Below are 19,849 nucleotides of genomic sequence, written 5' to 3' on the forward strand. Positions count from 1 at the left end.
TTACTGCTCCCGGTCTGAACCCTGTTTGCGGCCACCGATCACGCCGAACAGCACCAGGCCGATGGCACCGCCGACGATCGCGGCATCGGCCAGGTTGAACGCCGGCCACACGTAGTCGCCGATGTACCACTTGATGAAGTCGATCACGTGCCCGTGCTGGATGCGGTCGATCACGTTGCCCAGCGCGCCACCGATGATCAGCGCATAAGGCACGGCGGTCTTCCAGTCGCCACGCGGGGTGCGATACAGCCACCAGGCGAGCAGTCCGCTGATGCCGAAGGCGAGCACGCCGAACAGCCATGTCTGCCAGCCGCCGCCATCGGCGAGGAAGCTGAACGCGGCGCCGGTATTGTAGGTGCGGTACCAGTTCCAGAAACCCGGCACCACCACGATATCGGTGTATTCAGGCAAGGCACGCAACACCCAGGCCTTGCTCCACTGGTCGAGCAGGATCACCACGGCCGACAGGCCGAGCCAGGGCAAGGCATTGGGCTTGGCCGCGGCCATCAGAACCACCTCCGGTCTTCGCCCTGCCCTTCAATGTTGCCAACGCAGCGGCCACACAGCTGCGGATGTTCGGCATGGCGGCCGACATCGGCGCGATGGTGCCAGCAGCGCACGCATTTGGGTTTGGCGGTGGCGACCGCGGTGATGCCTTGGTTGGCGTCGGTGAGCACACGGACATCGCCACTGATGAACAGGAAACGCAGTTCCTCCTGCAGCGGCGCCAGCCAGGCGGCCTCGTCCGCGGCGACGCGCAATTCCACCTCGGCTTCCAGCGCGGCACCGATCTCGCCACGGGCACGCATCGGCTCCAGCACCGCCTGCACCGATTCGCGCAGCTGCAACAGGCGCTCGAAGCGGGCGGCGTCGAGCTCGGTATCGGCCGGCAGCGTGGCCAGTCCCTCGTACCAAGTGGCCAGCAGCACGTTGTCCTCGCGCTCGCCCGGCAGATGAGCCCAGACCTCGTCGGCGGTGAACGCCAGAATCGGCGCGATCCAGCGCACGAAGGCTTCGGCGATACGGTACATCGCCGATTGCGCGCTCAGGCGCCCGCGCGAATCAGCGCGCATGGTGTACAGCCGGTCCTTGGTCACGTCCAGGTACAGCGAACCCAGATCGACGCTGCTGAAGTTCGCCAGCAGCTTGACCACCTCGGCAAAGTCGTATTCCTCGTAGGCGGCGATGATCTGCTGCTGCACGGTCGCGGCGCGGTGCACGATCCATCGATCCAGCGCGACCATGTCCTCGAGCGGGCGCAGGTCACGGGCCGGGTCGAAGCCGTGCAGGTTGCCGAGCAGGAAGCGCGCGGTATTGCGGATGCGGCGATAGCCATCGGCGGTGCGCTTGAGGATTTCCTGCGACAGCGACATCTCCTGCGAATAGTCGGCCGAAGCCACCCACAGGCGCAGGATGTCGGCGCCATACTGCTTGATGATTTCCTGCGGCTCGATGCCGTTGCCGAGCGACTTGGAAAACTTGCGGCCCTGGGCATCGACCACGAAACCGTGGGTCAGGCATTGCCGGTACGGCGCGGCCTTGTCGATCGCCACGGCGCTGAGCAGCGAGGACTGGAACCAGCCGCGATGCTGGTCCGAGCCTTCGATGTACAGATCGGCCGGCAGCGTGTAGCCGCGCGCCTTGAGCACGCACTGGTGGGTGACACCGGAATCGAACCAGACATCAAGGATGTCCTGCACCTTGTCGTAGTCGGCGGCCTCCTCACCCAGCAGCTCGGCCGCATCCAGCGCATACCAGGCATCGACGCCGCCCTGCTCCACCTTCTGCGCGACCTGCTCCAGCAGCTCGACCGTGCGCGGGTGCGGCTCGCCGCTTTCCTTGTGCACGAACAGCGCGATCGGCACGCCCCAGGTGCGCTGGCGCGAGATGGTCCAGTCCGGGCGGCCCTCGACCATGCCGCTGATGCGCGCCTGGCCCCACTCCGGGTACCAGCGCACGCCGGGGATCGCCGCCAGCGCGTCGCGGCGCAGGTGCGCCTTGTCCATCGAGATGAACCATTGCGGCGTGGCGCGGAACGCGATCGGGGTCTTGTGCCGCCAGCAATGCGGATAGCTGTGGCGGATGTCGTGGTGCGCCAGCAAGGCGCCGCTGGCGCGCAAGCCCTCGACGATCACGTCGTTGGCCTTCCAGATATGCGTGCCGGCCAGCGCCGCCTCGCCGATCGGCGGCGTCGAAGGCAGGTACACGCCGCGGCCATCGACCGGGTTCAACTGGCCCAGCGCGTAGGCATCCAGCAGGCCGGTGCCCTGCGCCACCACGAAGTCGTCCTGGCCGTGGCCGGGCGCGGTATGCACGGCGCCGGTGCCCTCCTCGTCGCTGACATGCCCGCCCATCAGCACCGGGATGTCGCGTTCGGCATAGAACGGATGGCCGAACACCGCGCCATCCAGCAACTCGCCCTTGCCCTGCGCATGCACGGTCATCGCTTCCACGCCATAACGCTGCAAGGCCGATTCGGCCAGTGCGGCGGCCAGCAGCAGCCAGCGGCGACGGCCGGCATGGGCCGGGCCTTCCACCAGCACGTAGTCGATGTCCGGACCGATCGACACCGCCAGCGAGGCCGGCAGGGTCCACGGCGTGGTGGTCCAGATCGGCAGCGCGATCTCGACGCCCTGCGGCAACTCGATACCGAAGCGCCGCGCGATGTCGGCATCCTCACGCGCCGGATAGGCCACGTCGATCGCCGGCGAGGTCTTGTCGGCATATTCAATCTCGGCCTCGGCCAGCGCCGAGCCGCAATCGAAGCACCAGTGCACCGGCTTGACGCCACGCGCCAGGTGGCCGTTGTCGATCACCTTGGCCAATGCACGCAACTCGTCGGCCTCGTAGCTGAAGTCGGCGCTGGCATAGCGGTTGTCCCAGTCGCCGAGCACGCCCAGGCGCTTGAAGTCGGCGGCCTGCAGTTCGACCTGCGACAACGCGTACTCGCGGCACTTCTGGCGGAACGCGGCGGCATCGAGCTTGTGCCCGACCTTGCCGTGTTTCTTCTCGATCACGATCTCGATCGGCAGGCCGTGGCAGTCCCAGCCGGGGATGTAGGGCGCATCGAAACCCGACAGCGTCTTGCTGCGCACGATCACATCCTTCAGCACCTTGTTGACCGCATGGCCCAGGTGGATCTGGCCGTTCGCATACGGCGGGCCGTCGTGCAGCATGAAGCGCGGGCGGCCCTCGGCCTGACGGCGGATGCGCGCGTACAGCCCGTCCTGCTCCCAGCGCGCCAGCATGGCCGGCTCGCGTTTGGGCAGCTCGCCGCGCATCGGGAAGTCGGTCGCCGGCAGCAACAGGGTGGACTTGTAGCGGTGGCTTTCGGTATCGCTCATCGGGGCAGTTCTCGGGCGCGGCGGGCCGCCGGCACGTGGGTGGAAAGCAATTGGCGTGCGGCCTGCGCATCCTGCCGCATCTGCGCGGTCAGGGCATCCAGACTGGCGAACTTTTCCTCGTCGCGCAGCTTGGCGACGAATTCGACCTCGATATGCCGACCGTACAGATCGCCCTCGAAGTCGAACAGGTGTGCCTCGAGCAGGGGCTCCTCGCCATCGACCGTGGGCCGCGTGCCGAAGCTCGACACCGCCGGCCACGGGGTGTCGCCGAGACCGTGCACGCGGCTGGCAAAGATACCGCTCAACGGCGGGCGTCTGGGGAAGCGCAGGTTGGCGGTGGGGAAGCCCAGCGTTCGGCCCAGTTGGCGGCCGCGCACCACGCGTCCGCCGATGCGGTACTCGCGGCCAAGCAGGCCGCGCGCCTGCTCGAAATCCCCGGCCCTGAGCGCGGCGCGGATGGCCGAACTCGATACCCGCTCGCCGGCGATGCGCAGCGGCTCGATCGCCTGTGCGCTGAAGCCGTGCCGCGCACCACGTTCGGCAAGCAGGGCCAGATCACCCTGGCGGCCATGGCCGAAGCGGAAATCGGGGCCGACCCAGACTTCACGTGCGGCCAGCCGGCGCACCAGCAACTGCTCGATGAAGCCATCCGCCGACAGCGCGCTCATCGCTTCGTTGAAGCGCAGCAGGCCGACGCCATGCATGCCGGCTGCACGCAGGCCGAGCACCTTGTCGCGCGGCAACATCAGCCGTGGTGGCGGTTCGACGCGATTGAGTTCGGCAAAGTATTCGCGCGGCAGTGGCTCGAACGCCACCGCCACCGCCGGCAGGCCATGCACATGCGCACGCGTCGCGGCGTGGCGCAGCAGCGCCTGATGACCCGGGTGCAGGCCATCGAATGCACCGATGCAGACCACGCTGCCTTGAGGGCACAACGGCCCGCCGGAAGCATCGCGGAACAGGAAATTCATGAACCGCGCAGTATACCGGGGCCGATGGCGTGCATCGCGCTCAGCGCCGCAGGTCGCGCGGGCGCACGCCGCTGGCGAGCAGGCAAGCACCGTAGGTCGCGGCACCCGCACCCACCAGCGCCAGCAACCATGCCCAGCGTTGCAGAGCGCGCATCGCGCCAAAGTCGCCGACCCAGCCGCGCATCCACCACAGCACCACGGCCATCGCGATCAGGCCAAGCAGCAGCCGCAACAGCCAGCGCGCCCAGCCCGGCTGCGGCTGGTAGATGCCGTCGCGGCGCAGCCAGCGCCACAGCAGCACGGCGTTGAAGATGCCGGCGATCGCGGTGGCCGCGGCGATGCCGGCGTGCGCGTAGTCCAGGCCCAGCCGCCACATCGGCGTGACCAGGGCAACGATCAGCACGACGTTGCAGACCACCGTCCATACCGCCGCACGCATCGGCGTGCGCGTGTCCTTGCGCGAATAGAACGCCGAGAGCAGCACCTTGCTCAGCATGAAGGCGGGTACGCCGAGGCACATCGCCGACAGGGCATAACCCACCATGCGGCTGTCCTCGCCGCTGAAGCGGCCATAACGGAACAGGGAAACGGTCAACGGCTCGGCCAGCATGGCGAGCCCGAGTGCCGCCGGCAGACCGAGCAGCAGCACCATGCGCAGGCCCCAGTCGAGCGATTGCGAATAGCCGGCGACGTCCTCGCGTGCGTGCAGGCGCGAGAGCTGGGGCAGGATCACGGTGCCGATGGCGACGCCGAACAGGCCCAGCGGCAGCTCGGTGAGCCGGTCGGAGTAATACAGCCAGGACTGCGCCGCAGGCACCAGCAGCGAGGCGAACATGGTGCCGACCAGCACGTTCACCTGGGCCACCGAGGAGGAGAAGATCGTCGGCAGCATCAGCTTGAACACCCGACGCACGCCTTCATGGCGCAGGTTGAAGCGGAACCGCGGACGGATGCCGAGCCGGCCAAGCGCCGGCCACAGCAGCAGCATCTGCGCGATGCCGGCGGCGAGCACGCCCCAGGCGAGGGATTTCTCCGGCACCACCAGATGCCGTGCGAGCAGCAGCATGCAGGCGATCAACGCCAGGTTGTGCATGATCGGCGCAAACGCCGGCAGGCCGAAATGACGGAAGCTGTTGAGCGTGGCCCCGGCCAGCGCGGTCATCGAAATGAACACCAGGTAGGGGAAGGTCACCCGCAGCATTTCCGCCGCCAGCGGCACCGTCAGTGCATCGGCAGGCGCGAACAGCAGGAACAGCCGTGCGATCCATGGCGCACCGAGCACGCCCAGCGCGCTGATCACCACCACCGCGGCGAGCAACGCGCCGGCCACATGGTTGATGAAGTCCTGCACCGCTTCGTGGTCGCCCTGCTCGCGCAGCTCGCTCAGCACCGGGACGAAGGCGGAGGAAAACGAACCCTCGGCGAAGATCCGTCGCAGGTAGTTGGGGATGCGGTAGGCGACGACGAAGGCGCTGACCGCCGGCCCGGCGCCGAACAGGCTGGCCTGCAACCAGTCGCGCAGATAGCCGGCGATGCGCGAGAGGAAGGTCATCGCGGTGAACACCGCGGTCGAGCGCAGCATGCCGCCCTCACCACGCTCACCACGTGCGGGCACCTCGGGCATCGACGCGGCCACTTCGGCGCGCGCCGCATCCACCGCGCGCTTTTCCGCCGCGGCCGGAGACTCTTCGGACGGCTTCATCGCCCCCCCGCAGGGTTGACTGCAATTCTCGGCGATGCCATACTTGTCTGTCTCGCTTTCCGCGACCCCATTCTTTCCAGTTTCCTCGAAGGTTCCACCGTGGCCAACATCAAGTCCGCCAAGAAGCGCGCCAAGCAGACCATTGTGCGCAATGCGCGCAACAACAGCCAGCGTTCCATGCTGCGCACCTCGGTCAAGAAGGTGCTGAAGGCGCTGCACGCCAATGATGCCGAAGGCGCCGCCAGCGCGTTCGCTGCTGCCCAGCCGCTGCTCGATCGCTTTGCCGCGCGTGGCCTGATCCACAAGAACAAGGCCGCTCGCCACAAGAGCCGCCTCAACGCCCGCATCAAGGCGCTCAAGGCGGCTGCCTGAAGCCTGCCCGCCGCCACGCGCGGCGCTGATGCAGCGATCAATGCCCCGCCCGGTGCGGGGCTTTTTCGTGGCCGCGATCCGCGGTTGCCGGATACGACCGCGCCGCACCCGGCGGCGCCTGCCAGAGGCTCAGGATGAGCGCAGCAGTCGTTCGGCACGCGCAAGGTCCTCCGGCGTGTCCACCCCGGGCGGGAACGGCTCGGGGCTGATGCCGACCGCGATGCGATGCCCGGCTTCGAGCACGCGCAGCTGCTCCAGCGATTCGATCTGCTCCAGACGCCCCGGCGGCAGCGCGGTGAAGCGGCGCAGAAACCCGGCTCGGTAGGCATAGATGCCGATATGACGCAACCACGACCCGCTCTCAAGTTCGCCGTGCCCGTGGTCGAAACCGCCACGCTGCCAGGGAATCGGCGCGCGGCTGAAGTACAGCGCGCGCTCCTGCGCATCGGCCACCACCTTGACCGCGTTCGGGTCGAACACGGTGTCGCGGCGATTGATCGGCGTTGCCAGCGTCGCCATCTCGCAATCGCTGCGCGCCAGCAATTCGGCCACCGCACGGATGCCGGCAGCAGGGGCGAACGGCTCGTCGCCCTGCAGATTGACCACCAGCGTGGCCGCGTCCCAACCGGCGATGTCGGCACATTCGGCGAGGCGATCGGTGCCCGAGGCGTGTGCCGACGAGGTCATCGCCACCCGCACCGGAGTACCTGCCACTGCTTCGACGATGCGCTCGTCATCCGCCGCCAGCCAGACTTCACGTGCACCGGCCGCCAGCGCGCGCTGTGCCACGTGCCAGACCAGCGGACGCCCCGCAAGCAGCTGCAACGGCTTTCCCGGCAGGCGGGTGGCGGCATGGCGGGCAGGTATGGCGACCACGAAATCAACCATCGCGCGGCTCCTTGAGTGCGGCCAGGCGCGCTTCCAGCGCCAGCCAGAACGCTTCGGGCAAGCGCGCCTCGATCGCCACGCACCAGCTGTCGGCGGGGGCGAAGGCGGCGCATTTGACCGCATCCTTCTCGGTCATGAACACCGGCAGGTCACTGCCGAATTCAAAGTCTTGCGGACGATACAGATGGTGATCGGCGAAGGCATGCGGCACCACACCCAGGCCCTGCGCGCGCAGCAGGTCGAAGAACCGTTCGGGGTGGCCGATGCCGGCAACCGCGTGCACGCGGCGCCCGGCGAACTCGGCGAACGGCCGTGGCCGCACACCGTGCAGCGGGAACGGATGGCCGAACGCCTGGCGCATCGGCCATTCGCCAACCCCGGCCTCGGGAAACTCCCCGACCACGCCATGGTTGACCACGCGAAACGCGGGCCTGGGCGCGGACTGCGGCAACTCGCGCAGCGGCCCTGCGGGCAACAGCCGCCCGTTGCCATAGCCACGCCCGGCATCCACCACCTCGATGCCGATGTCATGCTGCAGGCGCAGGTGCTGCAGGCCGTCGTCACAAACCACCACGTCGCAGCCGGCTTCGACCAGCGTGCGCGCGGCGGCCACGCGGTCGGCATCCACGCGCACCGGCACCGCGCTGCGGCGCGCGATCAGCACCGCCTCGTCGCCGGCCAGCCGCGGGTCATCGCCCGGCTCGACCCAACGCGCGGTACCGGCTTCCTCACGACCATAGCCGCGGCTGGCGACACCCGGCGACCAGCCGGCCTGCTGCAGGCGCTTGACGATGGCGATCACCAGCGGCGTCTTGCCACTGCCGCCGGCGGTGAAATTGCCCACCACCAGCACCGGCGCCGCCACCCGCTGCGTGCGCAGCCAACCGCGCCGGTACAGGCCGCGACGCAGGCGCACCGCCGCGCCATACAGCTTCGCCAGCACGCGGGCATGCCATGGCGGCGGCTGCGTGCCGTACCACCAGGGCGGCGTCGGACGCGGCGCGCTCACGTCGCCTCGCGGAACTGCATGCGGTGCAGGTGCGCATACAGGCCATCACGCGCGATCAGCTCGGCGTGGCTGCCCTGCTCCACCAGCCGCCCCTGATCCAGCACCAGCACCTGATCGGCGTGCTCGATGGTGGACAGCCGATGCGCGATCACCAGCGTGGTGCGATCGGGCATCAGGCGATCCAGCGCGGCCTGCACCAGGCGTTCGGATTCGTTGTCCAGCGCCGCGGTGGCCTCGTCGAGGATCAGGATCGGCGCATCCTTGAGCATCGCCCGGGCGATGGCGAGGCGCTGCCGCTGGCCTCCCGAGAGCCGCCCGCCGCGCTCGCCGACCTGGCTTTCGATGCCCTGCGGCAGGCGCTCGACGAACTCCATCGCATTGGCGGCGCGGATCGCGGCCTCGACCTCGGTAGCGTCGGCCTGCTGCATTTCGCCATAGGCCACGTTCTCGGCGATGCTGCCATCCAGCAGCATCACCTGCTGGCTGACCATCGCGATCTGCCGGCGCAGGTCATCGAGCCGATACTCGGGCAATGGATGCCCGTCGAGCAGAATCTGTCCGGATTCGGGTTCGTAGAAGCGCGGAATCAACTTGACCAAGGTCGATTTGCCGCTGCCGGAGCGGCCGACGATGGCGGTGACGGTGCCGGGACGGGCGATGAAGCTGACCTCGTGCAATGCAGGATCGGCCTGATCGCGATAACGCGCACTGACCGCGCGGAATTCCAACAGGCCATGCGCGCGCTCGACCCGGCGCTCGCCCTGGTCGATCTCGTCCGGGCCATCCAGCACCGCGAACACGCGCTCGGCCGAGGTGATGCCGCGGTTGAGCATGCTCTGCACATTGGTCAGCTGGCGCATCGCCGGCACCAGCGCGACCATCGAGGTCAGCAGCACGCTGAAACCGCCCGCGGACATGCGCCCGGCGGCGGCCTCGAACCCGGCCACCACCAGCATCGAGGCCAGCGCGACGGCACCGAGGAACTGCACGAACAGCGACAGCGTGCCGCGGGTGACTTCCACCTTCATTGCCAGACGCACGTTGCGCCGCGTCTGCACGCCATAGCGCTCCATCTCGGTGGCATGCGCGCCGTAGGTCTTCACCTCCTGCTGCGCATGCAGCGCCTGGTCGGCGGTCTGCAGCATCTGCGCCGAGGACTGCTGGATCTCGTGGTTGAGGCGACGATAGCGCCGTCCGATGCGGCCCATCGTCCACGCCATCAGCGGCGCCAGCACCAGCAACACCAGCGATACCCGCCAACTGGTCCACACCATCACCGCCAGCAGCGCCAGCACCTGCAGCGCATTGCCGACCATCACCTTGAGCGCATCCACCGCCGCCTGCGCCACCTGGTCGGTATCGCTGCCGAGCCGGGTCAGCATCGAGGGCACCGGTTCCAGGTCGAAATGCCCGCCGGGCATGCGCAGGTACTTGGACATCAGCTGCAGACGCAGGTCGCGCGCCACGTTGCGCCCGCTGCGCGCCATGGTGTAATCGCCGGCCAGGCCGAACAGGCCACGCAGCAACAGGAACAGCACCATTGCCGCCGGCAGCCACCATTTGAAATCACGCGCCACCAGCAGGTCGTCGATGATCGGCTGCTGCAGCTTGACGATCGCCGCGCTGACCGCCGCTTCCAGCAGCATCGCCAGCGCCGCGGCCGCCATCAGGCCGCGATAGGGCCGGGCGTAGCCGAGCAGGCGGCGATAGGTCTGGCCGGGCGTGGCCGGCGCGCTCATTGCCCCGCTTCCGCCGCGCCCTGCGGCGCCGGTGCGGTGGCGATCATGATCTGGCGAAAGCCCAGCTGGCCAAGTGCTTCGTAGGCAGTCACCACCGCCTGGTGCGGCGTGCGCGCATCGGCGCGCAACAGCACCGGACGGCTGCGATCCTCGCCGGCAACCTCGGCAATGCTGCGCTTGAGCGATTCGACATCGGTGCGCAGCACTTCGTGCTCGGCAACGAAGTAGCGGCCATCCGCGTTCACCAGCACCGACAGCACCTGCGCCGGGGCGGTCGCGGCCTCGCCTTCGGCACGCGGCAGTTGCAGGCGCAGCACCGCGCGCGAGTCGAAGGTGGTGGTGATGACGAAGAAGATGATCAACACCAGGATGACGTCGATCAACGGAATCAGGTTGATGTCCGGTTCGTCGTCGGCGCGATGGTCGCGGATGCGCATGTCAGTCCCTGCGTGCTTCCAGCACGTCCGACAACTGCATCGCCTCGTGTTCCATCTCGACGATGTATCCGGCGATGCGGGTGCGGAAATAGCGATGGAACATGAGTGCCGGGATCGCCACGATCATGCCCGTGGCGGTGCATACCAGCGCCTTGCCGATGCCACCGGCAAGCTGGTTCACGTCGCCGATGCCATGATCGAGGATGCCGAGGAACATCTGGATCATGCCGATCACGGTGCCGAGCAGACCGAGCAGCGGACCCGCCGCGGCGATGGTGCCGAGTGCGCTGAGGTACTTCTCCATGCGATGCACCAGGTGGCGCCCGGTGTCCTCGATGCGCTCGCGCATGCCTTCGCGGCTCTTGTGGCGTGCATCAAGGCCTGCCGCCAGCAGTGCACCCAGCGGCGAAGTTTCGCGCAGCGAGTCGATGTGCTGCTGCTCGAGATTGCCGCGCCTGGCCCAGTTGCGCACCTCTTCACCCAGCGTCGGCGGCAGCACCACCGTACGACGCAGGCTCCAGAAACGTTCGACGATGATGCCCAGCGCCACGAAGGACAGCAGCAGGAGCGGAATCATCGGCCAGCCGCCGGCCTTCACCAGTTCGATCATCGGGTCTCTTGCGGGGGTGTGCGAAGTGGCCGATAGGATAACTGAGGCCGCCGGCGGATATCCCAGAATCGCGCCCGCCGGCTGCGCTCCGACTGCACCCGGATGCCTTCCGCGCCGAGGCGCACGCGCAGCGCGCCATGCTGATGGCTGATCGCGGTCGCGGCCCCGGCTTCCTGCCAGCGCGTCAGCACCTCCGCGCGTGGATGGCCGAAGCGGTTGCCGTGGCCGGCCGACACCAGCGCCAGTTGCGCGGAAGTGGCCGCGACGAAAGCCGCGCTCGAGGACGATGCACTGCCGTGATGGGGCACGCTGACCACATCCGCGCGCAGCGCATCGGCATCCAGGCGCAACAGACGGGCTTCGATCAGTTCGTCGATGTCGCCGGTCAGCAGCAGCGCGCCGTGGCGCCCTTCCACCCGCAGCACGCAACTGGCGAGGTTCTTCAGATAGGGAAAATGCGCGCTCGGATGCAGGAAGCGGAAACGCACGCCGTCCCATTCCCACTCGTCCCCGGCCACGCAGGGCGTAGCGGCGGGTACCTGCGCGCCATCGGGTGCCAGTACGGGCACCTCGGGGAATGCGCGCACGACCGCGGCCAGCCCGCCGGCATGGTCATTGTCGGCATGGCTGACCACGACCCGCGACAGGCGACGCAGGCCCAGGGCATGCATCGCCGGCAACACCACCCGCTCGCCGGCATCGTAGCCCTGCTCCACTGCCGGTCCGGCATCGAACAGCAGCGCATGGTGGCGCGTGCGCAGCAGATAGGCCGAGCCCTGGCCGACATCCAGTTGCACCAATTCCACCTCGCCCGTGGCCGGCGGCGGTGCATGCGGCCACAGCAGGGGCAACCACAGACTGCCGGCCAGCACACGGCCGGGCAGCGGCCGCGGCAGCAACCAGGCGAGCGCCGCCAGCAACGCCAGCGGCACCGCGAACCAGGCTGGCTCGGGCAGGTACCACAGCGCCAGCGGTGCCTCGGCGGCGCGCGTGAACCAGGGCCAGCCCGGCTCGAACACACGTCCGGCAAGGGTCCACAGCGGCGCGCCCCACCCCGGTTGCAGGCACTCGGCAATGGTGCCGAGGATCGCCAGCGGCACCACCAGCAGGCTCCACCACGGCACCGCGATCAGGTTGGCAAACGGTGCCACCGCTGAAGCCTGTCCGAACAGGGCCACCGTCAACGGCAGCAAACCGAGACTGACCACCAGTTGTGCCAGCACGAACTGACGCACCTGCCCGGCGCGGGTGGACTGCAGGCACCAGGCCAGCCACACCACGCCGCCGAAGCTGAGCCAGAATCCTGGCCGCAGCACCGCAAGCGGGTCCAGCAGCAGGATCGCGATCAGTGCGGCGGCCACGGTCTGCGCGACGCTGCCGTGCCGACGCAGCAGTGCCGCACCGGCAACGAAGCCGATCATCAGCACGGTGCGCACCGTCGGCAGCGAAGCGCCGGTCGCGAGCAGATAGAGGAAGGAGCCGGCCAACGCCGCAAGCGCCATCGCCGAACGCCGTGGCAGGCGTCGGCCCAAGGCCGGCACCAGCAGATAAAGCAGCCACGCCAGCCATGCCGCGCCGATGCCGACCATGCCGACGTGGAAGCCGGAAATCGCGATCAGATGGGTCAGCCCGGTGGCACGCAGGATGTGCCAGTCCTCCTGCTGCAGGCCACGGGTATCGCCCAGCGCCAGCGCGGCAACGAAGCGCGCCGCCGGGGAGTCAGTGTCGGCGAGGATGCGCGCCGACATGCGCTCGCGCCAGGCCTCGATGCCACGCGGTGGCGACAGGCGCTGCGCACGATCCGGCATGCACACGATGCCATTGGCACTGACGCCATCGATCAACATCTGCCGCTCGGCATCGAAGCCGCCGGGATTGCGCAGGCCATGCGGTGCGCGCAGGCGCAGGGTGAGGCGCCAACGCTCGCCAGCCTGCACCTGCCAGCGCGATACCGGCGCACTCGCCTCATCCTGCCCATACGGCGGGTACCAGGACACCCGCAGCAGACGGCCGCGCAGGGCTTGGGGCAGCTGCGGATCATGCTCCACGCGCAGGTCGAAGCGGCTGCGCCGGGGCTCGTGCAATGGCAAGGCCTCGATCCGCCCGGTGACCACGAATTCCTGTTGTTCCAGCGCCTGCGGCAACCAGGTCGACAGGCGCCACGCACCCTGTGCCGAGAGCAGCGCGAAACCGAACACCGCGGCCGCGGCAATGCGCGCGAGGCGACGGGCGCGGCAGAACAGCCACGATGCGCCGGCCAGCAACAGCAGGATCAGCCAGGCCGGTGGCAGCGTCGGCAGGCGACTCGCCAGCAGCATCCCCACCAGCAGCGCAGCGGCGGTCGCGGGTGAAACCGGCGGCGTCCGTGCCGCGATGCGCATGCCTACACCTCGTCGATGGGGATTTCCTGCAAACGGCCCTGGTGCAGCTCCAGCACCCGGTCCAGACGCCGCGCAAGGCCGCGATCGTGGGTCACCAGCACCAGGCTGGTACCGTGTTCGCGATTCAACGCCAGCATCAGCTCGAATACCGAAGCCGCGGTCTTGTCATCGAGGTTGCCGGTCGGCTCGTCGCCGAGCACGCAGGCCGGGCGGTTGACCAGTGCGCGCGCCACCGCTGCGCGCTGGCGTTCGCCCCCGGACAATTCGCCCGGCTTGTGCTGCAGACGATGGCCAAGGCCGACCTGCTCCAGCAACGCACTCGCGCGCGCGCTGGCCTCAGCGGTGTCGATGCCGGCCAGCATCACCGGCAGCATCACGTTTTCCAGCGCGGTGAATTCGGGCAGCAGGTGGTGGAACTGGTAGACGAAGCCCAGCGCGCTGTTGCGCAGGCGGCCACGCGCGGCATCGGACAGCGTGCTCATGCGCTGACCGGCGACATGCACCTCGCCACGGGTCGGCGTGTCCAGCCCGCCCAGCAGATGCAGCAGGGTGCTCTTGCCGGCGCCGGAGGCACCGATGATGGCCACGGTTTCGCCCTCGGCCACGACAAGGTCGAGCTCATCGAATACCGGCGTGCGCAGCTTGCCCTCGGCATAGGTCTTGGCCAGTCGCTCGGCGCGGATCACCTCGTTGCTCATCGGCATCCTCCCTCGTGGCTGCACGCGGCCAGTCGCGTCCGCTCATTCATAGCGCAACGCCTCCGCCGGTGCGGTGCGTGCCGCACGCCAGGCCGGATACAGGGTGGCGAGAAAGGCCATCACCAGCGCCACGCTCGCAATCAGGATCACGTTGTCGGCACGCAATTCGGTCGGCAGGCCGGTGATGTAATACACGTCCTCGGGCAGCAACTGCACATTGAACACGCGCTCGATCAGGCCGAGGATGCGCTCCAGGTTGAGGGTCAGCACGATGCCGCCGATCACCCCGGCCACGGTGCCGATGATGCCGATCAGCGAACCCTGCACCATGAAGATGCGCATCACCTGTGCCGGTGACATGCCCAGCGTGCGCTGGATGGCGATGTCGGCCTGCTTGTCGGTGACCAGCATCACCTGCGAGGACACCAGATTGAATGCGCCCATCGCGATGATCAGCGAGAGCAGGATGCCGATCATGGTCTTTTCCATCTTCAGCGCGCGGAACATGTTCGCGTTCTCGTACATCCAGTCGCTGACCCGGTACGGCCCGCGCAGGCGGATGGCGAGGTCCGCGGCGACCGCGCCGGCCTGATCCATGTCCTGCATCTTCAGACGCACCCCGGTCACCGCATCGCCCATGCGCAACACGCGCTGCAGGTCGTTGAGGTTCACCAGCGCCAGGCCCTTGTCGTATTCGTTGTAGCCGGCCTCGAAGATGCCGGACACGGTGAAACGCTTGGTTTGCGGCACCGCACCGACCGGGGTGGCGCTGATCTTGGAGGTCATCACCACCACGCTGTCGCCCATGCCGACGTCAAGCCAGGCGGCCAGTTCGCGTCCGAGCACGATGTTGAAGCCACCCGGGGCAAGCGAATCGAGTTCGCCGCGCACCACTTTGCCGGCGATCACCGAGACATCCTTCTCCTGGGCCGGGTCGATGCCGCGGATCATCGCCGGCTGCTCGCGCGGGCCCTGGATCAGGCCCTGGGTGTCGACGTACGGCGCGGCACCGGCGACGCGCCGGTCGGCCTTGGCCAATGCCAGCGCCTCGCGCCAGTTGTGCATCTCGGCACCGTCCGCGCTGATCGTCGCGTGCGACACCATCTGCAGCATGCGGTCGCGGATTTCGCGCTGGAAGCCACCCATCACCGCCAGCGTGGTGATCAGCACCGCCACGCCCAGGGCGATGCCCAGCACCGAGGCCAGCGAGATGAAGGAGATGAAGCCATTGCGGCGCTTGGCGCGCAGGTAGCGCAGACCGATGGCGACGGGAAGCGGTTTGAACATGGCGGGCATCGCGCGAAACAGCGGCTATGTTGCCATCCCCGCCGCGAGCCGGATACCGCCCTCGCGCGGGGTGGCCAGACGCAGTTCACGCCGCAACGCCGGTGGCAGCACGTCCGGCCACAGCGCCAGCGCCTGGTGGCGCCTGCCGTCGTGCCAGCTGACGAAGGCGAGCGGGCCACGCCAGCGCAGCCGCCAGCGGGCATGCTCCACGCCATCCACTGTCAAAGGGCCGTCCGCGCGCAGCTGCAATCGTACCGGCGGTCGGCGCCATGATTGGCGTGCACGGTGGACACCCAGCGCGGCGACAAGCAGCGCCATCGGCCAGGCGAGTGCACGCGGGAGGTTGCTTGCCAGCAGCGCCAGCGGCGCGACCAGCGCAAGTCCGATCAACCAGGCGCTGATCCAGCGCGAGGGCCGCCACTCACAGCGGCAGCTGGCGGATGCGCTCGATGAGCGATGCGATTTCGACATCCGGGCAGTCCTCGTAACCCATGAACCACCGCCACAGTTTGTCGTCTTCGCAATCCAGAAGCCGTAGGAATACCGCCCGCTGCGACTCGGAATCGGTCGCCCAGGCATGCGCGAGGTAGCGCTCGAGCAACTGGTCGAGCTCGCGCATGCCGCGCCGGCAACGCCAGCGGATGCGGCGCAATTCCGCGGAGTCACCCGCTGCAGTCATCAGCCCGCAACCTGCTGCGGCCGTGCCGGCACGCGCGACCTCACATCGTGCGCGCCAGCATGAGCTGCTTGATCTCGCTGATCGCCTTGGCCGGGTTCAGGCCCTTGGGGCAGGTGCGGGTGCAGTTCATGATGGTGTGACAGCGGTACAGCTTGAACGGATCTTCCAGATCGTCCAGGCGCGCACCGGTGTCCTCGTCGCGGCTGTCGACGATCCAGCGATAGGCCTGCAGCAGGATCGCCGGGCCAAGGTAGCGGTCACCGTTCCACCAGTAGCTCGGGCAGCTGGTCGAGCAGCAGGCGCAGAGGATGCATTCGTACAGGCCGTCGAGCTTCTCGCGGTCTTCCTTCGACTGCAGCCGCTCGCGCGTGGGCTGCGGGCTCTGCGTGCGCAGCCATGGCCGGATCGACGCGTACTGGGCGTAGAAGTGGGTCAGGTCGGGCACCAGATCCTTGATCACCGGCATGTGCGGCAGCGGATACACCGGGATTTCGCCCGAACCGCAATCCTCGATCGCCTTGGTGCAGGCCAGCGTGTTGCTGCCGTTGATGTTCATCGCACACGAGCCGCAGATGCCCTCGCGGCAGGAGCGACGCAGGGTCAGCGTGGGATCGACCTCGTTCTTGATCTTGAGCAGGGCGTCGAGCACCATCGGCCCGCAATCGGCGGTATCGATCTCGTAGGTATCGGTGCGCGGGTTGGCATCGTCATCCGGGCTCCAGCGGTAGACCTTGAAGGTACGCACCGCGGTGGCGCCGCTGGGCGCGGGGAAGTGCTTGCCCTTCTGGACCACTGAATTGGCGGGGAGACTGAATTGGGCCATGTCGATTAATCCGAGGTTGGGGAACGATCGTCGCCGGCTTGGGGGCCGGTGCCCGTCCGTCAGTAAACGCGTGCCACCGGCGGCACCACCTGCACGTCATCGGTCAGCGTGTACATGTGCACCGGGCGGTAGTCGATGCGGGTCGCGCCCGCCTCGTCCAGCCAGCACACGGTGTGCTTCTGCCAGTTGGCATCGTCGCGCTCGGGGAAGTCCTCGCGCGCATGCGCGCCGCGCGACTCGGTGCGGTTTTCCGCCGAGGTGATGGTCACCAGCGCCTGGCCCAGCAGGTTCTGCAGTTCCAGCGTCTCGATCAGGTCCGAGTTCCACACCAGCGAGCGGTCGGACACCGCGACGTCCTCGAACGAGGCATGGATTTCGCGGATCTTCTGCACGCCCTCGGCCAGCGTTTCACCGGTGCGGAACACCGCCGCATCGGCCTGCATGGTGCGCTGCATGTTGTCGCGGATGCGCGCGGTCGGCAGCGAGCCGTTGGCATTGCGCAGGCGATCGAGGTTGGCCAGCGAACGCTCGGTGGCATCGGCCGGCAAGGCCGGATGCAGGCTGCCGGGCTTGACCACTTCGGCGGCGCGGTTGGCCACCGCGCGGCCGAACACCACCAGATCGAGCAGCGAGTTGGAGCCAAGACGGTTGGCGCCGTGCACCGAAACGCAGGCCGCCTCGCCGATGGCATACAGCCCCGGCACCACGTAGTCCGGATTGCCGTCCTTGAGCTGCACCACCTCGCCGCGGTAGTTGGTGGGGATGCCGCCCATGTTGTAGTGCACGGTCGGCAGCACCGGGATCGGCTGCTTCTCCACATCCACGCCGGCGAAGATGCGCGCGCTCTCGGCGATGCCCGGCAGCTTCTCGTGGATGTCCTTCGGATCGAGGTGGGTCAGGTCGAGGTGGATGTGGTCCTTGAGCGGGCCGACGCCACGGCCTTCGCGGATCTCGATGGTCATCGAGCGGCTGACCACGTCGCGGCTGGCAAGATCCTTGGCGTTGGGCGCGTAGCGCTCCATGAAGCGCTCGCCCTCGCTGTTGCGCAGGATGCCGCCTTCGCCACGCACGCCCTCGGTGATCAGGCAGCCGGCACCGTAGATGCCGGTCGGGTGGAACTGCACGAACTCCATGTCCTGCAGCGCCAGCCCGGCGCGCAGCGCCATGCCGCCGCCATCGCCGGTGCAGGTATGCGCCGAGGTGGCGGAGAAGTAGGCGCGGCCATAGCCGCCGGTGGCCAGCACCGTGCCGTGCGCACGGAACAGGTGCAGCGTGCCCTCGGCCATGTCCAGCGCCAGCACGCCGCGGCACACGCCCTCGGCATCCATGATCAGGTCGAGTGCGAAATACTCGATGAAGAACTCGGCATCATGCGCCAGCGATTGCTGGTACAGGGTGTGCAGCATGGCGTGGCCGGTGCGGTCGGCGGCGGCGCAGGTGCGCTGCGCGATGCCCTTGCCGTAATGCGTGGTCATGCCGCCGAACGGGCGCTGGTAGATCTTGCCGTCCTCGGTGCGCGAGAACGGCACGCCCTGGTGCTCGAGCTCGATCACCGCGGGAATCGCCTCGCGGCACATGTACTCGATCGCGTCCTGGTCGCCCAGCCAGTCCGAGCCCTTGATGGTGTCGTAGAAGTGGAAGCGCCAGTCGTCCTCGCCCATGTTGGCGAGCGCGGCGGAAATGCCGCCCTGCGCCGCCACGGTGTGCGAGCGGGTCGGGAACACCTTGCTGATGCAGGCGGTGCGCAGGCCCTTGTGGGCCAGGCCGAAGGTGGCGCGCAGCCCGGCGCCACCGGCGCCGACCACGACCATGTCGTATTGATGTTCGATGATCTTGTATGCGGTCATGTCTTCAGGCCGTCATGGCGATGCGGGCGATGGCATAGATGGCGCTCAACACGCCGACCAGGCTGCCCAGGATGAGGAGGATGCGCAGCACGATGTGCATGGTGCGGTCGTGGACGTAGTCCTCGATCACCACCTGCAGGCCGAGCTTGGCGTGCCAGAACAGCGCCAGCGAATACACCGCGAAGATGATCGCGTTCCACGGCTTGGCCACGATCGCGCGCACGCTGACGTCATCGGCGCCGGCCATGCGCGCCAGCAGGAACACGATGTACGGGGTAAGCAGGCCGAGGATCACCGCAGTGACCCGTTGCCACCAGAAATGACCGGTGCCGGACTTGGCCGAGCCCCAGCCGCGTGCCTGGTGCAGCGGCGAGCGGAACTTCACGTTGCTGCTCATGCCGCACCCCCTGACATCGCGATGAACCACAGCAACGCCGTGGAAACGACGGTCAGCGCCAGCACGGTGTAGCCCGAGGCATACACCTGCGACAGCTTGAAGCCCATGCCCACGTCCCAGGCCAGGTGGCGGATGCCGTTGAACAGGTGGTACATCAGCGCGAGGCTGATCAGGAACAGGCCGATCTTGCCGGGCAGCGAACCGGTGACCGCAGCGGCGCACTCGGCGTAGCTGCCGCCCAGCGCCATCGACATGATCCACCAGGAAAAGCCGAAGGCGGCGATCGCCAGCACCACGCCGCTGGCGCGGTGCAGCAGCGACATCACCGAGGTGATCTGGAATCGATAGGCCTGCCCCAGCATGAAGGGGGATATCGGGCGTTTGTCGTGGCTTGCCATGGTCCTGGCAGTCTCCGGGCTGGGCGGACGGGCCGCGTGGCGGGATGGATTGCGCGAATCAGAAATCGATGCAGCGACCGTTCTTCTCCCAATCACCATAGCGCGTCGGCTCGGGGCCTTCACGCCCACCCACTTCCGGCGGCAGTGCGGGAGTCGTTGGCACCGGCTCGCCTTCCACGCGCTCGCACGGCATGTGCGTGTCGGCCGGGGATTGGTCAGCGGATCGGGCCGCGTGTCCTATCATCGTGTCCTTCATCATTCATTTAG

The 19,849-nt window shown here is 68.1% G+C and carries 19 protein-coding genes and 1 pseudogene; 1 reads left to right on the forward strand and 19 read right to left on the reverse strand.

Features of this window, described 5'->3' with window-relative positions; all coding sequences use genetic code 11:
- The 4 genes from lspA to murJ are packed head-to-tail and all read right to left on the reverse strand — an operon-like array spanning nt 1 to nt 6,017.
- On the reverse strand, nt 1–507 hold the full coding sequence (lspA, locus tag ACW11F_RS05045; RefSeq protein ID WP_456995768.1) for a signal peptidase II: 507 nt from the start codon (nt 505–507) through the stop codon (nt 1–3).
- Nucleotides 507–3,344, reverse strand: coding sequence for an isoleucine--tRNA ligase (gene ileS / locus ACW11F_RS05050; protein ID WP_456995769.1), 2,838 nt, complete (start codon nt 3,342–3,344; stop codon nt 507–509). The genes lspA and ileS overlap by 1 nt, the downstream gene beginning before the upstream one ends.
- Complete coding sequence (locus tag ACW11F_RS05055; protein ID WP_456995770.1) at nt 3,341–4,315, reverse strand: bifunctional riboflavin kinase/FAD synthetase; 975 nt, start codon at nt 4,313–4,315, stop codon at nt 3,341–3,343. Before ACW11F_RS05055 ends, ileS begins: the two co-directional genes overlap by 4 nt.
- A gap of 40 nt (nt 4,316–4,355) precedes the next feature.
- Complete coding sequence (gene murJ, locus ACW11F_RS05060) at nt 4,356–6,017, reverse strand: murein biosynthesis integral membrane protein MurJ (RefSeq protein ID WP_456995771.1); 1,662 nt, start codon at nt 6,015–6,017, stop codon at nt 4,356–4,358.
- A 99-nt stretch (nt 6,018–6,116) separates the two neighbouring features.
- On the opposite strand from murJ, the gene rpsT reads away from it, so the two are divergent.
- Nucleotides 6,117–6,389 (forward strand): 30S ribosomal protein S20, encoded by a 273-nt coding sequence (rpsT, locus tag ACW11F_RS05065; protein ID WP_456995772.1) that lies wholly within the window; start codon nt 6,117–6,119, stop codon nt 6,387–6,389.
- Nucleotides 6,390–6,518: 129 nt separating this feature from the next.
- Here the strand turns inward: rpsT and kdsB are convergent, their stop codons facing one another.
- The 15 genes and pseudogenes from kdsB to ACW11F_RS05140 all read right to left on the reverse strand — a co-directional run bounded on the left by kdsB (nt 6,519) and on the right by ACW11F_RS05140 (nt 19,841).
- Complete coding sequence (kdsB, locus tag ACW11F_RS05070; protein ID WP_456995773.1) at nt 6,519–7,277, reverse strand: 3-deoxy-manno-octulosonate cytidylyltransferase; 759 nt, start codon at nt 7,275–7,277, stop codon at nt 6,519–6,521.
- Complete coding sequence (lpxK, locus tag ACW11F_RS05075; protein ID WP_456995775.1) at nt 7,270–8,286, reverse strand: tetraacyldisaccharide 4'-kinase; 1,017 nt, start codon at nt 8,284–8,286, stop codon at nt 7,270–7,272. The genes kdsB and lpxK overlap by 8 nt, the downstream gene beginning before the upstream one ends.
- Complete coding sequence (gene msbA, locus ACW11F_RS05080) at nt 8,283–10,025, reverse strand: lipid A export permease/ATP-binding protein MsbA (protein ID WP_456995776.1); 1,743 nt, start codon at nt 10,023–10,025, stop codon at nt 8,283–8,285. Before msbA ends, lpxK begins: the two co-directional genes overlap by 4 nt.
- Nucleotides 10,022–10,462, reverse strand: a complete 441-nt coding sequence (locus tag ACW11F_RS05085) for an ExbD/TolR family protein (protein ID WP_456995777.1) — start codon at nt 10,460–10,462, stop codon at nt 10,022–10,024. Before ACW11F_RS05085 ends, msbA begins: the two co-directional genes overlap by 4 nt.
- Nucleotide 10,463: 1 nt before the next feature.
- Complete coding sequence (locus tag ACW11F_RS05090; RefSeq protein ID WP_456995778.1) at nt 10,464–11,039, reverse strand: MotA/TolQ/ExbB proton channel family protein; 576 nt, start codon at nt 11,037–11,039, stop codon at nt 10,464–10,466.
- Nucleotides 10,939–13,453 (reverse strand): annotated as a pseudogene (locus ACW11F_RS05095) (DNA internalization-related competence protein ComEC/Rec2). Before ACW11F_RS05095 ends, ACW11F_RS05090 begins: the two are co-directional and overlap by 101 nt.
- A 2-nt stretch (nt 13,454–13,455) precedes the next feature.
- A complete protein-coding gene (gene lolD, locus ACW11F_RS05100; RefSeq protein ID WP_456995779.1) occupies nt 13,456–14,157 on the reverse strand; it encodes a lipoprotein-releasing ABC transporter ATP-binding protein LolD in 702 nt (233 codons plus the stop codon).
- Between the two features lie 36 nt (nt 14,158–14,193).
- On the reverse strand, nt 14,194–15,438 hold the full coding sequence (locus tag ACW11F_RS05105; protein WP_456995780.1) for a lipoprotein-releasing ABC transporter permease subunit: 1,245 nt from the start codon (nt 15,436–15,438) through the stop codon (nt 14,194–14,196).
- Nucleotides 15,439–15,462: 24 nt separating this feature from the next.
- A complete protein-coding gene (locus tag ACW11F_RS05110) occupies nt 15,463–15,909 on the reverse strand; it encodes a hypothetical protein (RefSeq protein WP_456995781.1) in 447 nt (148 codons plus the stop codon).
- Complete coding sequence (locus tag ACW11F_RS05115; RefSeq protein ID WP_456995782.1) at nt 15,860–16,117, reverse strand: FAD assembly factor SdhE; 258 nt, start codon at nt 16,115–16,117, stop codon at nt 15,860–15,862. Before ACW11F_RS05115 ends, ACW11F_RS05110 begins: the two co-directional genes overlap by 50 nt.
- 40 nt (nt 16,118–16,157) lie before the next feature.
- Nucleotides 16,158–16,940: a succinate dehydrogenase iron-sulfur subunit gene (locus tag ACW11F_RS05120; protein WP_456995783.1), complete on the reverse strand. Its 783-nt coding sequence runs from the start codon at nt 16,938–16,940 to the stop codon at nt 16,158–16,160.
- 59 nt (nt 16,941–16,999) lie between these two features.
- Nucleotides 17,000–18,787: a succinate dehydrogenase flavoprotein subunit gene (gene sdhA / locus ACW11F_RS05125; RefSeq protein ID WP_456995784.1), complete on the reverse strand. Its 1,788-nt coding sequence runs from the start codon at nt 18,785–18,787 to the stop codon at nt 17,000–17,002.
- A gap of 4 nt (nt 18,788–18,791) precedes the next feature.
- A complete protein-coding gene (gene sdhD / locus ACW11F_RS05130) occupies nt 18,792–19,184 on the reverse strand; it encodes a succinate dehydrogenase, hydrophobic membrane anchor protein (protein WP_456995785.1) in 393 nt (130 codons plus the stop codon).
- Nucleotides 19,181–19,582, reverse strand: coding sequence for a succinate dehydrogenase, cytochrome b556 subunit (gene sdhC, locus ACW11F_RS05135; protein ID WP_456995786.1), 402 nt, complete (start codon nt 19,580–19,582; stop codon nt 19,181–19,183). Before sdhC ends, sdhD begins: the two co-directional genes overlap by 4 nt.
- A 58-nt stretch (nt 19,583–19,640) precedes the next feature.
- Complete coding sequence (locus ACW11F_RS05140) at nt 19,641–19,841, reverse strand: DUF1674 domain-containing protein (RefSeq protein ID WP_456995787.1); 201 nt, start codon at nt 19,839–19,841, stop codon at nt 19,641–19,643.
- Nucleotides 19,842–19,849: the final 8 nt, after the last annotated feature.

Source organism: Luteimonas sp. e5, assembly GCF_054031035.1.

What these genes read in the sequence shown, in the direction of transcription:
- ACW11F_RS05085 (WP_456995777.1), bottom strand. Translation starts at nt 10,462, where the DNA reads ATGCGCATCCGCGACCATCGCGCCGACGACGAACCGGACATCAACCTG.
- ACW11F_RS05140 (WP_456995787.1), bottom strand. Translation starts at nt 19,841, where the DNA reads ATGATGAAGGACACGATGATAGGACACGCGGCCCGATCCGCTGACCAA.
- sdhC (WP_456995786.1), bottom strand. Translation starts at nt 19,582, where the DNA reads ATGGCAAGCCACGACAAACGCCCGATATCCCCCTTCATGCTGGGGCAG.
- kdsB (WP_456995773.1), bottom strand. Translation starts at nt 7,277, where the DNA reads ATGGTTGATTTCGTGGTCGCCATACCTGCCCGCCATGCCGCCACCCGC.
- lolD (WP_456995779.1), bottom strand. Translation starts at nt 14,157, where the DNA reads ATGCCGATGAGCAACGAGGTGATCCGCGCCGAGCGACTGGCCAAGACC.
- sdhD (WP_456995785.1), bottom strand. Translation starts at nt 19,184, where the DNA reads ATGAGCAGCAACGTGAAGTTCCGCTCGCCGCTGCACCAGGCACGCGGC.
- sdhA (WP_456995784.1), bottom strand. Translation starts at nt 18,787, where the DNA reads ATGACCGCATACAAGATCATCGAACATCAATACGACATGGTCGTGGTC.
- ACW11F_RS05090 (WP_456995778.1), bottom strand. Translation starts at nt 11,039, where the DNA reads ATGATTCCGCTCCTGCTGCTGTCCTTCGTGGCGCTGGGCATCATCGTC.
- ileS (WP_456995769.1), bottom strand. Translation starts at nt 3,344, where the DNA reads ATGAGCGATACCGAAAGCCACCGCTACAAGTCCACCCTGTTGCTGCCG.
- ACW11F_RS05120 (WP_456995783.1), bottom strand. Translation starts at nt 16,940, where the DNA reads ATGGCCCAATTCAGTCTCCCCGCCAATTCAGTGGTCCAGAAGGGCAAG.
- ACW11F_RS05055 (WP_456995770.1), bottom strand. Translation starts at nt 4,315, where the DNA reads ATGAATTTCCTGTTCCGCGATGCTTCCGGCGGGCCGTTGTGCCCTCAA.
- ACW11F_RS05110 (WP_456995781.1), bottom strand. Translation starts at nt 15,909, where the DNA reads ATGTCGAAATCGCATCGCTCATCGAGCGCATCCGCCAGCTGCCGCTGT.
- lspA (WP_456995768.1), bottom strand. Translation starts at nt 507, where the DNA reads ATGGCCGCGGCCAAGCCCAATGCCTTGCCCTGGCTCGGCCTGTCGGCC.
- ACW11F_RS05115 (WP_456995782.1), bottom strand. Translation starts at nt 16,117, where the DNA reads ATGACTGCAGCGGGTGACTCCGCGGAATTGCGCCGCATCCGCTGGCGT.
- murJ (WP_456995771.1), bottom strand. Translation starts at nt 6,017, where the DNA reads ATGAAGCCGTCCGAAGAGTCTCCGGCCGCGGCGGAAAAGCGCGCGGTG.
- msbA (WP_456995776.1), bottom strand. Translation starts at nt 10,025, where the DNA reads ATGAGCGCGCCGGCCACGCCCGGCCAGACCTATCGCCGCCTGCTCGGC.
- ACW11F_RS05105 (WP_456995780.1), bottom strand. Translation starts at nt 15,438, where the DNA reads ATGTTCAAACCGCTTCCCGTCGCCATCGGTCTGCGCTACCTGCGCGCC.